Below are 12,232 nucleotides of genomic sequence, written 5' to 3'. Positions count from 1 at the left end.
TCTTTTTCTTTCTGCTAATGTGATTTATTTGTTCGTATCACAATCTACTTATCTCCTTCAAGTTGCATCTTTGTACTGGCAAACTATATTTCTTATACTTATATCCAATGTATCCAGCAAAACTATTTTCATGTGTAGAAATCAACAATTGAATATCTGGAAACTCTGTTCTCATTAATTCCACAAACGAAACTATATTCAAATCATCCATACACTGAACTGGATCATCAATTAACATTATATTTAATCCATCATTTACAAATATCTTATGTAACGCTAGCGAAAATGCAAGCAAAATACCAGATAATTGTCCTGAACTCATAGTATATAAGTAAACGCAAAATAGGTTCTTTCCATTGTTAGTTGAATTCAAAGTATTAAATTGATATGATATGTATATAGGTGGAGGTAGCAAACAAATGAAAGATTTTATTACTGCATTAGATCCGAATTATCAACTTGACAAATATCATATCAAAAATAATGTTGTTGTATTTTATATTAGCTCCAAGATGAGTGAAGTAAAATGTCCTTATTGTGGTACTCTTTCATCAAAGGTACATTCATCTTATGAAAGAGAAATTCAAGATCTTCCTATGCAAAATAGAAAGGTAATACTTCTTGTGAAAACTAGAAAAATGTTTTGTTCTAATTGCAAATGTGAAAAGAAAACATTTTCTGAGTGTCATCCATTTGTAGAAAATAATGGAAAGAAAACCAGAAGACTTGTTCAGAATATATTATTTACATCAGCACAGCTTAGTTCTGTGAATGCAGCAAAGATTCTAAAATCAAACAGTATAGAAGTTGGAAAAAGCAGTATCTGTTCTTTGCTTAAAAAAAATGCCATCAATTGTGGATAAGTCTTCTGTAAAAAAAGTTTGTGTTGATGACTTCGCGTTGCGCAAACGGTTTTCGTATGGAACAGTGATGGTTGATTTGGAAAGTCATAAGATAATCGATTTGATTCCAACTCGAAATACTAATGAAGTAAAAGAGTGGTTGTCAAAATATCCTAATATTGAAGTTATTTCTAGAGATGGTGCACAGTTGTATGCAAATGCAGCAGAAAGATCGCATCCTGGTATAACCCAAGTAAGTGACAGATTCCACATAATAAAGGGACTGACTGAGGCTATAACAAAGTATATGATAAGAACATTTCCTGCACGTATAGAAATTCCAGCAGTAAGCGCTGAAGCTGATGAAATTTTAAAATTACATAACATAAATAATCACAAAGAACGTGTTAGTTTTGCTCACCAAAAACGTTCGGAAAATATGACAGTCAATGAAATCGCATTATTATTGCACTCCTCCGTAAAAACAGTTCAAAAATATTTGATGCTCGATCCTGATGAAATTGAAAATAGGACAATTGTAAAGGAAAAGAAACATCTATTAGCTATGAAACAGAAACAAAATGAAGTTAATGAGGCAAGAGCATTAGCAAAAAAAGGTGTGCCTATAGAAGAAATAGCCAAGACTATGCATCATACCTGTAAAACGATACAAAGATATTTATCTCCAGATTATTCTGTTGAAGATGGACATTATAATGCTCGTATTCCAGGAAAGCTTGCACCATATGAAGCTGAAGTAATTAAGTTAAGAAGCGAGGGAATGACTTATCCCAATATTCATAAAATTATTACCGAAAAAGGTTATAAAGGTTCAGTTGCATCCTTAAGGATGTTCATTCAAAAAGAACGTATTCGAAATGAAGCACATTTAAGTCAACAAGAGACCTGCTCGGATTATCAATCGAAAGAATACATTCAGAGAAGATCTTTGATACAATTAATCTATAAGGGATTAAGGTAAACGCAAAATAGCGAGTACCTTGACATTTTTAGGTGGCTGCTTTGCAGCCACCGATATTTAAGATTTGCGGATCTCTGCTGGAAGTTTTTCTGACCAGGGCAGAAGATCTTCCAGAAAAGAACAATCCTTATCATTCATGTGTTTCGGAATCTCTTCCAAGAGATGCTGCACATAATCAAAAGGTTTCAGATTATTGGCTTTTGCAGTTTCTACAATACTGTAAATGATTGCGGAAGACTTAGCACCATGGATTGTATCGATCATCTGCCAGTTCTTCTTTCCGATACAGAAACCCCGGATTGCCCTTTCGGATGCATTATTATCGATTGGGACATCTCCATCTGTAAGAAATACCCGGAGATATTTTTCCTGATTCTGCGCATAGCCAACAGCATCACCAAATTTATCCTTCTTAGACACATTTATAGTTTTTAGGTACGCAAAAAACGCATCCACAAGCGGTTTGATAACCGCTTGCCGTTGCTTAAGCCGTTCATCAGAAGAAAGGTCATTCAGTTTCCCTTCTTCCCGATAGATCGCCTGGATCTGTTTCATCAGAAGAAATGCATGGGATTCCTTTTGATAGGATTTTGGGATCAGCTTTAAGGCTTCATCAAATCTGCGGCGACAGTGTACCCAGCATCCAGCAATGGTCAGTTCTTCCAACTCTTTTTCTAAAGTATGGTAGACCTGGTAACCGTCTGTTACACAGATACCGTCGTATCCTTTTAGGAATTCCCGTGGATGGGATGCATTTCTCGTCTGCTGGTATTCATACAGGACAATCTGCCGTTTTTGATACAAATGTCCGGAACGGTATACCCACATCCAGCTTTTACTCCCGGCTTTGCGTCCGTCATGGTTTACAAGCACCGGCGTCTCATCTGCCTGGATGACGTGATAGAAATACAATTCTTTATGAAGATGATTATAAAGGATGGATAGATATTCCTCTGCCAAACGTATGCACCAGTTTGCCATGTTCTGCCTTGTGATCTGCAGACCATAACGCTGGAATTCCTGCTCTAACCGATAGAGAGGAACTGCATTCACATACTTTCCATTGATGATTGCAGCACCCAGAGATGGTGATACCAGGCTCCCATGCAGTAACGCCTTTGGATGATCCGCCTTTACCATGTGTTCATCTGTTTTGCTGGCATACACGCCGATGTGATGTTCTTCCACTTCTACCTTCGCAGGTACAAAATGATACTTCCTGGAAATGGCATCCGGTAACTGTTTCCAACCTTTGACACCGAATTCTGCTTCCAATTCCTCTTCGGACAGATAATGGTCGATCCGTCTGAATGAAAGGCCGGAAAGATCTACTTCTTTCTTTCCCTTACGCTTCGGCTGCTTTGGAGCCTTCCGTTCCAGATCCTCAGGCTCTGCCGCATTAAGATCACAGACAACTTCCGCTTCATTGAAAAAGACAATCGTTCCATCTACTTCACGGAAACAGATCTGACTGGTATCTTCCATTTTTTCAGAAGACCTGCCAAAACGGTTCTGCTTACCAAGGATCACCTGTTCCATCAGAAGCTGCATTTTTTCATTCGATGCGTGAAGCTCTTTTGTTATGGCTTCCAATTGCTCCTGCTGTTGTAAAAGAAGCTGGATAAGAAACGACTTATCAACACTGTTTAATTGTTCCTCCGTATACTTAACTGCCATAACCAAACCTCACTTTCCTGAGTGCTATTATAGCAGAGCCAACGGTTTTTGACTATTTTTGAATTCTGTCACCCTCGTCATTTTGACGGTGGATAACAGTCATGAATACCTGAAAAGAAAAGCCTGGATTTCAGATATTTATGACTGTTATCCACAATCTGAAAAGTTTTGGAATCAGGAGTATATAGAAACTCACAGAAAGCTTTCAGAATGTGAATAACTTTAAATTTTATATCGCACAGGATAACCTGACATGGATGAAAATGATTTTATTTTCTACGTTTTGCACAAATCACAAGGAAAATTCAGGATCCGGAACTTCTTCTATTGGGCGCCGGGCAACGATTTCCAGACCCTGCATCAGCATCTGATACTGGTCTGTGGTGATCTCCAGCGCTTCCTCTTTTGTACGGGGCCATCGGAAGTTCCCGTTTTCAATCCGCTTGTACAGAAGGAGAAATCCGTCTCCTTCCCAGATAAGTCCTTTTATGCGATCCGTGCGTTTGCCACAAAATAAGAATAATGTATTCTTATCGTAAGGATCCAGCTGGAACTGAAAACGTATAATTCTGTCTAAGCCATCAATTCCTCTGCGCAGATCTGTAAATCCGGTCGCCAGATACACTTTTTTGAACCCAGGGCCATCATTGAGCATTGCTGATCACTCCCAAAAGTGTTTTTAGAAATGAGGCAGATGCCTGTTCCGTGATTTCCAAAGTAAGGTGGTCTCTACATCTAATCACGGCAGCAATTTTATGTTCCGATGTCATATTCACCGGATGGATTGCAGGAGAAGGAACTTCTACAAATGTTTGTGTCTGCTCCGCAGTTTCCAGGTAAGCCTCACGGACTTTTCGGAGCCTCCAGTAATAACTCGCTTTTGTAATGTCATGCAGCTGACACCATTCATCGATCTTCATTCCTTGCGGACAGTTTTGACAGTCTCTGATCAGATCAGCCCATTCACTCAGACGGGTTTGCTGTGCAACTAAACTTGTGTGAGATTTCATGACTTACCTCCTGTGATAAAGTCTAAAAAGTTGAGTACTAAACTATTTGGACTTTGTAGTGATGAGTCTATTATCTCACATTGAATGATTTTGAACAGGTACTTGCTATTTTGCGTTTACCTATATTCAAGGCGCGACGAAAGATTAGAAACATGGCTTGAAAAAATAGAAAATTTTAACATACCTGAGCTACAGACCTATGTTAACGGCATAAGAATTGATATTAATGTGGTAAAAAACGGGATAAAATTAAAGTATAATAATGGACTTGCCGAAGGAAGTGTCAACAAAATTAAAGTAATTAAGAGAATTATGTATGGACGAAATAGTTTTGATTTATTAAAAGCAAAAGTGCTTTTACACGAGCAATTTCGCTGTGAATTCAACTAACAATGGAAAGAACCTATTTTGCGTTTACGCTAAAACGATTGTTGCCCACCTGCACAATTTTGCCAAAATATACATAAAATGGGCATCGGTCATCCATTAAAAATGGATAGAGATTTACGATGCCCCTTTTCTATTCAATCAACATATTTGCTTTAATATTTTATTTCTAACTGAATCTATTTGCTTCCTAATTATAAATTGTTGATCCATATTCTTTTTAATTTTTGAAACAATGATTTCTTGTTCTTTAAGTGATATATTTGGTATCGGCAGATCTTTGATAACAGTAGGAAAAATATTTGTATTATTTCCCAATCCTTTTTTATAAATCTCTACCAAATATTGAAAATAGGATGTCCTAAAATAATAATACGCAAAATAAGGATTATAATCTTCTAAGCGTATTCTCATTGTAAAATCCGCAAATATCCCTTTTAAATCCTCTTCAATCAAAGCAACTTTCCCAATAGTTCCTTCTCCGGAACGCGCCATAATAATATCATACTTCTTTACACTTTTATTACCATTCTTACTCGAATATGACATATCTACTAATGCAGCCGTTTCTGAATCAAATCTCCATTTTTTTATTGTTGCCATTGATATATATACATATTCTCCATGTTCATTGTAATCTTTGGTCGATATGCTTGCTCCAAGCTCAATCGGCTCACTTAAAAAATGCTTTATTGATAGATCACTCATTTTTCTTAACTGTTGCATCACAAAACGCCCGGCAGGTCTATGATACTTAACACTAAATCTCATATCTTGGTTGTTAGAGAACATACTTTGCATCAAACAGTACGAGTTATTTTTCTTTAGTGTTTCAAAAGTTTCATAATCAAACTCAAACTTTTCACCAAATACAGTATCAATTACTGCTGTCTCATTTTTTAATGTTTTTTTTAATTTTATAATTTGATCTTCATATGTCAATAAACGCTTGACTATTTCATCTTGCTTTTTTTTGTCTATTTCTGGAATACGTATTCTTGATAATTCTTTCTTGGACAAATATTTTGACGAAAAAACTTTATCAAACAAATCTTTAATAACGCAATTGAAATACCACAGTAAATATTTTTTATTTACCTTTGTTTCATCCAACTTTACCCAAAATACGTTTTGATTAATATAAACGTCTCTATCTACAATAAAGGCCAATCCAACCGTCATCGCATTTGAAATCAATAATGAGCCTTTTGGCACTAATACCATATTGCCACATTCCTCTATCGCTACGTCGGTTATTTTTTCTTCAGCATCTGGATTAAGCATATATAAGTCAGTATCAACATCTGCCAATGTTATAAAATCATAATCTCCCCCCCAATAGTCAACTCTAAATTTTGAAGGTGTTCTACCAGACTTAATATCCGTTTCATAATTTTTATTTTCCAGAAACTCCTTTAATGGGATACCATTCTTATATAATCCTGAATAATCTTTTAACCCCATTTTGTAATCATCTGAAAATTCAAATAAATGAATAGACTTCATTCTTACACTCACATCTGCCACCTCAATCCCAATTAAGTTTTCTAAGATAATCCAAAACAGTCAATAAAGTGGACTCTCGCAAAGCTATTTTTTCGCTTTTATATTTTTTTAATATACCAATCCTAAACATATCAATAAGATCTTTATCTATTCTTTCTGCGTATTCTTCCTTTAGTTTATAAGATTTATCATAGTATTTTTCTACAAACAACTCTATTCCCTTCAAATCATCCTTAATTTTGTTTTCCTTATCAATAACATTTTTTATTTTCTTATTTATGCTACTAATTTTCTTATCATCTTTTTCCTTACTAAGTTTATTTCTCTCCTTTTTTATTAATACTTCCAATTCGTTTATATTGTTCTGATACTCATCACGAATATATTCAAAATCTATTATTTCCGGTGCATATTCCAACGAATACAAATCGTTTTGTGTTTCCTTCTCTCCTCGTTTTGTACGTTTGTAGCCAATATTATCTACTTCTGCCATAAATACTTCATAATCAAAGTGCCTTGATACTTCATTGAATACCCACCATGTATTTACATATCCAAATGCATCAACTGTATCTTTATCATATGAACACAAATCACTCAACTCTAATCTATATTTTTCTATTAAGCTATCAACATCCAATTGCTTGTCCTTTTCTACAAGAAAATCCTTTAAGAATTCACATATTAATGTATGCTCTTCCTTCACGGTCATATCCTTTATAGAGGGTAATTTTTCTTTTTTCTTGAGCCCATCATGTACCAAAACTAAATTTTCAACTCTCGTTTTTTTATATCGATAATCATTTGAAACTTCATCCCATTTTTCATCCCACAAAGCAACATCTTCCGCTTTTTTCTTTTGCGCAAAAAGAATACTTGTCTTCGTAGATGTATATGGTTCAAAGGCAGTTTTAGGTAATGAAACAATAGCTTTTACATAAAAAAATCTATATATAAATAATCTAATATATTTATTTTCAGTTGTATCAAAAATACTATCCGGCAAAACAGCTGCCAATCTTCCTTCTTCTTTTAGAAGCTGATACCAACGTTCTATAAATAAGTTTTCTGAATTCTTTTTATCACTAAATAAGAATCTATTTTTATAATCATTTGCATCTTCTCCATCACCAAACGTTAAACTAAAAGGCGGATTTGTAATAACAAAATCAAATTCCTCATTTAAATAATATTCTTGATTACAAAATCTAACTTTCTTCTTATTATTCAACTTATTCTCAAATCCTTGTATAATTCGTGCCGGATCATGATAAACATCAAAATTGTGTAAACCATTTTTATTGAAAATATTTGCATTTCCGTCACCATGAAGTATCATATTGACTTTTGTTGCAGTAGTTAATTCAACATTGCTTTCTATTCCATAAATAAATCTATTAGCCCAGGTATTAATTTGATTTTTATCATCCTCATCTTCTATAAAAAGTTGCTTCTGTAAAACATTCTTTATAGGTTTCGCCACTTTGATCTCAGAACTTTTTTCAAGATAATATTCCGATATAGCCTTCATTGACTCTAGCAAAAATGTTCCTGATCCACAAGAAGGATCAATAATATATGGTAACAGCGTATCTGGACTTTTTTGCGTGGTAATTCTATCATACGCAACTTCCTTAATCCCAAGCGCTTCAATAATAAAACGAACTATATTTTTATGTGTAAAAAATTGTCCTTTCGACTGTTTAAATTCATTTTCTATAATACTTTCAAAAAAATCACCTAACAAATCACTTTGATTTTTATTTTTCGTAATAGAAATGCCTTCTAAAATATGTACAACTCCTATTATTTTAGACATCTCTACTTTATCTAAATCAATAAAATTTGATTTTTCAATGATTTCTTCCGGCATATTTAATAATGATTTCTGAGCCTCTTTATATTTATTCTCAAGTCTTGAAAAAGTCGTTTCAGCACTTTCTAATACTGTCTTTTTGCTCTTCGAATCATATTCATACATAAACTGAAAGGCATATTTTTCTCCATCTACGCACCATAGTTCGTCATATATTTTTGCAAGGAAAATATGCATTAAATAAAAAAAGATATCGTTATAACTAGTAGATCCTCCTCCCCATAAAACATTATGCAATTTACTTTGTAGCTTAACGAAATCATTTTTCTCCAATTCCATATCAAGTGGCTTATATTCTTCATTTTCATCCGATACATTGGCATAATATGCATGTTGAATCATTCCATAATTTGAAGGAATTCTAAATGAATCATCTAAAGGATTGGTCTCTTTCCATTTTTTATATGAAGAAGTTTCCGCATAATCTATTACATAAATCTTTTCATGTAATCTGTTTTCTTCTAAACCATAATAAACTAAATAGCTTACTTTTCCTTCTTGATTCTGAATAGCTGCCATATTAAATAACTGAGTTTCAATCTTTGCTTTATTACTTTCATATGTTTCAGGTGCTTTACATTCAATAAACAGGAAAACATTTTCAGGTGTTTTTTTATCTCTAACAATAATATCTATAAAAGCATTTTTATCCTTCGGTTTTGACCCAATATTATAGTGTTTCTCCAACTCTATACATTCGATTGGATATTTCATTTCAATAATTAACTTAACAACCAAATATGCTCTTACATAACCTTCATTTTCAAATTTAATTGGATTATGACAAACTATTTTATCCGAATAAACTATTTTTTTGTTCACTTCATCTATTGTCACAATTTTATGACTAGGATCATTTCTTTCGATATACTTTAGTATTTTTCTTTTTAATTTATCTTCCATATCTACTCTCTTTCTCGGATTTGTTATCGAATACTTTTTCTGCCTCTTTCAACGCTGTTCGTCTTACAAATTCACTATAAGAAGAATACGCTTCTTTTTTTTTGCAACCTGTTTCAATTTATCTAATTCTTCTTGACTTACCCTAATACTCATTGAATATGTTTTATTCATGTAAAGTTCCTCCCTATGATAGAAACTCATATCATTTGAGTGGAACATTTGCAATGCAGAGTTCCACTCATCAAACAGTATTCTTGCTGATCATAACATCCATATACTCCTCAAATCTTCTAACAATCATATATTTATTATCAATAAAAACTGTAAATCCACCTTCGTTAGTCTCTTCAATTCTACACATATATTTTATTTTCAAGCTAACTGCACCAAAAAACGAAGTGATTACACACAATTTTCTATATTTTTAATATTTAAAACCTCATTCGTAGCATCATATCTTTTTATATGCCCTGTTTTGCAAGGAATTCCAGTGATTTGTGAAATGTGTGATTTGCCTTGCATCTTGGCAAAGCAAGGCAAGATGAGGCAAGTTATTGCAGGCTGTCAGTAGTAAAGTTGGTAATAAACGAAAAATGTTTACACTAATTTCTTATATTTTACTTGTTATAAAATTCCACATCATAGCTATAACATCTGCTATTTCCTTTGCCTTATCCGGAAAAATAACAAAAAATAATGTCATTGTTGTTAAGATTGTCATTATCAAATTCAATCGTAAACTATTAGCTGTATTTTTATAGTCTGCCAAGTTTTGTAAAATCATTTTCTTCTCTTCAAATTCAGCAAGCATCATACCTATATCTTCATCAATTTTTCTTGATTCAGAAATAGCATTATCGCAAAAATTTGTATAAGAAATAAAAAATTTTCTCGATGCTAACTTAGCCACCGTATCACTGTACACATATAAATCTTCAAATCTTCTCTTAGATTTATCCCAGATATCATCTCTTTTATATCTGTTAAAATCATCTATCTCCCTTGAAAAATTATATTTAAGCTTTAGTAACAATTCTAAATTATTTCTCTTTAGCTTAATTTTATCTAACTTATGTTTGTAGTCTACAAGTGTCTTTCCAGCTTCTCTAGACAACATATCCAAAAACATAAATTTAAAATAATCAATAGCATACTCATTGATATGATGATAAACCTTATCCTTTATTGATTTAAATTGGCCTATTTCAATTCCGTCGTCCTTGAATATATAAAGAAGCCTATTGTTTGCATACAACCTACCATATCTTTCCGAAAGAGTATTCTCATAAAACATTTTGTGTCGCTCATCTATAAATTGGCCTTGATATTCTTCAACCCCTATGGAGTGCCAAAAATATCTATTATCATCACGCCAATCAATATTTGTACTATACACCTCTATTCTAGGAGGTGAAATATTTCTATTGTGAAAAACAAACGGAAATAATGAACTAAGTTCTTGCAAGAATTCCCATTCTATATAGCTTATAAATTCAAATATCCTATCCGCCTTTAAAGAATTGTCATTATATCGAGCAACGAAATAGTTTTTAAATGCACCTGTAGTTTTACTCTTGCCAGTCAATGTTTGATGTGCATATCCTCTAGTTTCATAATAATTATTTTCAATAATATTTTTCAATTCTTCCTTTTTTCCACTTTTTAGTTTAATATCGAAAACTAAAGAAAGATATCCAGAATTAACATTACATATTTTCACTGTAAAATAATCTATAATCTTTTCAAGTGGATGATTTTTAAACTCAAACACTCCACATTCCACAACATTATACCAAGCAAGTAAGGATGCATCCATCTGCTCAATTCTCTTACAAATCTCATCTAATCCTTCTATCGGTGCTGTCAGAAAACGATTAGAACGTCTTTTTTGTAATAATACTCGTATTCCTTTTTGTAGTTGATTAATATCTTCTCTTCTAATCAAATCCGCTACAACAATTGAATACATATCAAAAACTGAATCATCTGGCAAAGAATTGTCATCTCTTAACCCCCAATGATCACATTCAAAAATATTATCATAATTACTTTTCCAAAATTTTCTTCTCTTTCCTGGCAAAATCGATAATAATTTTGCTCTTCTTTTTGCATATAAATAAAGGAAATCTTCTTTTTTAATTTTATCTTTCAATCCATAATATTTCAAAGTACAAACTCCTATCACAAAAGCCATCCAATGATGCTCTGATTGTTCTATATGTAATTATTCATTTGCTTCATAACAAAAGCTGTCACTAATCAAATGCCTTATACAATCTGGAATTTTCTTATCCTTATCTTCAACCAATAAAATATCATACTTCGCTACACTGGCGTCCTTTGAAAAAATGAAATCTATGATTTCTCCATCGTTACTTTTTTCAACAGATGAATCCTTAACTCGCAAAGACATTGGCAAGAAAAAATCATTAATCTTGTTTCCACTTCTATCTGTGTTTTCTGTCAGCCCCAATGTAAATTCCAAATTTGTAACGCTGAGCTTACATGTAATTGTCATAGTCTGCATATCCTTAAGAACACAAACCATCTCATTTGTTAATTCTGGCAACCGCTTCAAACATGGCAGTTTCTTTTTGGCATTTGCATATATATGTCTTGCATCAAAATAGAACTGATTATTTGTAAGAATAGCCTTTTTTGCATTCCTATAAAAATCCTTTGCAGAAAGTATTGTCTCCACTCCTGTTAAATGCAGAAAATGATCCACCGGAAAAGAAACTTCAAAATATTCATCTCCATATACATACAGAAACGTTTTACCCGCCAAACTCTGGCTATATACAATTGCCGCCTCTATAATACCATGTCGTATTGCGTTTTTCTTATCTACCTTTGTTGCCATTTACACCTCATACATAAAGAGGAGTGTGATACTTAACCACACTCCTCTAGGAATTTCTTTTATAAAGAGTTTTCTGCTGGTTGTCAGCCTCGATATCCAGTTAAGATATCAATAATGACGTGAAAATCATTAAGTCCCCCACGTGGACTACAACTTTATCCAAGTTGCCAAGCTCGATGCCCAGTT

Annotated in this window: 10 protein-coding genes; 3 read left to right on the top strand and 7 right to left on the bottom strand. The window is 33.2% G+C overall.

From position 1 onward, the window contains the following. Positions 1-419 precede the first annotated feature (419 nt). Both PG766_RS10120 and PG766_RS10115 read left to right on the top strand, forming a co-directional pair. Entirely contained in the window at positions 420-863 is a 444-nt protein-coding gene (locus tag PG766_RS10120) for a transposase family protein (protein ID WP_195502180.1), read from the top strand. Further along, entirely contained in the window at positions 808-1,824 is a 1,017-nt protein-coding gene (locus tag PG766_RS10115) for a transposase (protein ID WP_270590769.1), read from the top strand. Before PG766_RS10120 ends, PG766_RS10115 begins: the two co-directional genes overlap by 56 nt. A gap of 57 nt (positions 1,825-1,881) precedes the next feature. Here PG766_RS10115 and tnpC read toward each other — a convergent pair whose 3' ends face one another. The 3 genes from tnpC to PG766_RS10100 form a co-directional block, all read right to left on the bottom strand. After that, a complete protein-coding gene (tnpC, locus tag PG766_RS10110; RefSeq protein ID WP_270590768.1) occupies positions 1,882-3,501 on the bottom strand; it encodes an IS66 family transposase in 1,620 nt (539 codons plus the stop codon). Between the two features lie 292 nt (positions 3,502-3,793). Further along, positions 3,794-4,156, bottom strand: a complete 363-nt coding sequence (gene tnpB / locus PG766_RS10105) for an IS66 family insertion sequence element accessory protein TnpB (RefSeq protein ID WP_195502179.1) — start codon at positions 4,154-4,156, stop codon at positions 3,794-3,796. Beyond that, the gene (locus PG766_RS10100; protein WP_270590767.1) at positions 4,146-4,511 is read right to left on the bottom strand and encodes an IS66 family insertion sequence element accessory protein TnpB; all 366 of its coding nucleotides are present in this window, start codon (positions 4,509-4,511) and stop codon (positions 4,146-4,148) included. The genes tnpB and PG766_RS10100 overlap by 11 nt, the downstream gene beginning before the upstream one ends. A gap of 84 nt (positions 4,512-4,595) precedes the next feature. Here PG766_RS10100 and PG766_RS17125 point away from each other — a divergent pair, with 84 nt between their 5' ends. Further along, the gene (locus PG766_RS17125) at positions 4,596-4,901 is read left to right on the top strand and encodes a transposase (protein ID WP_243271966.1); all 306 of its coding nucleotides are present in this window, start codon (positions 4,596-4,598) and stop codon (positions 4,899-4,901) included. Between the two features lie 138 nt (positions 4,902-5,039). Here the strand turns inward: PG766_RS17125 and PG766_RS10090 are convergent, their stop codons facing one another. The 4 genes from PG766_RS10090 to PG766_RS10075 all read right to left on the bottom strand — a co-directional run bounded on the left by PG766_RS10090 (position 5,040) and on the right by PG766_RS10075 (position 12,046). Beyond that, the gene (locus PG766_RS10090) at positions 5,040-6,416 is read right to left on the bottom strand and encodes a restriction endonuclease subunit S (RefSeq protein WP_270590766.1); all 1,377 of its coding nucleotides are present in this window, start codon (positions 6,414-6,416) and stop codon (positions 5,040-5,042) included. Between the two features lie 10 nt (positions 6,417-6,426). Next, positions 6,427-9,183 (bottom strand): restriction endonuclease subunit M, encoded by a 2,757-nt coding sequence (locus PG766_RS10085; protein ID WP_270590765.1) that lies wholly within the window; start codon positions 9,181-9,183, stop codon positions 6,427-6,429. Between the two features lie 610 nt (positions 9,184-9,793). Beyond that, positions 9,794-11,350, bottom strand: coding sequence for a hypothetical protein (locus PG766_RS10080; RefSeq protein ID WP_195502174.1), 1,557 nt, complete (start codon positions 11,348-11,350; stop codon positions 9,794-9,796). A gap of 57 nt (positions 11,351-11,407) precedes the next feature. Continuing rightward, positions 11,408-12,046: a PBECR4 domain-containing protein gene (locus PG766_RS10075; protein WP_243271965.1), complete on the bottom strand. Its 639-nt coding sequence runs from the start codon at positions 12,044-12,046 to the stop codon at positions 11,408-11,410. Between the last annotated feature and the right edge of the window lie 186 nt (positions 12,047-12,232).

This window comes from Coprococcus sp. LG101-27 (assembly GCF_027695515.1).
Taxonomy (GTDB): Bacteria; Bacillota; Clostridia; order Lachnospirales; family Lachnospiraceae; genus Allocoprococcus; species Allocoprococcus comes.
The sequence above is the reverse complement of the archived record's forward strand: the minus strand, read 5'-3'. Positions and strand labels throughout refer to the sequence as shown.

What these genes read in the sequence shown, in the direction of transcription:
- tnpB (WP_195502179.1), bottom strand. Translation starts at nt 4,156, where the DNA reads ATGCTCAATGATGGCCCTGGGTTCAAAAAAGTGTATCTGGCGACCGGA.
- PG766_RS10075 (WP_243271965.1), bottom strand. Translation starts at nt 12,046, where the DNA reads ATGGCAACAAAGGTAGATAAGAAAAACGCAATACGACATGGTATTATA.
- PG766_RS10120 (WP_195502180.1), top strand. Translation starts at nt 420, where the DNA reads ATGAAAGATTTTATTACTGCATTAGATCCGAATTATCAACTTGACAAA.
- tnpC (WP_270590768.1), bottom strand. Translation starts at nt 3,501, where the DNA reads ATGGCAGTTAAGTATACGGAGGAACAATTAAACAGTGTTGATAAGTCG.
- PG766_RS10100 (WP_270590767.1), bottom strand. Translation starts at nt 4,511, where the DNA reads ATGAAATCTCACACAAGTTTAGTTGCACAGCAAACCCGTCTGAGTGAA.
- PG766_RS10085 (WP_270590765.1), bottom strand. Translation starts at nt 9,183, where the DNA reads ATGGAAGATAAATTAAAAAGAAAAATACTAAAGTATATCGAAAGAAAT.
- PG766_RS17125 (WP_243271966.1), top strand. Translation starts at nt 4,596, where the DNA reads ATGATTTTGAACAGGTACTTGCTATTTTGCGTTTACCTATATTCAAGG.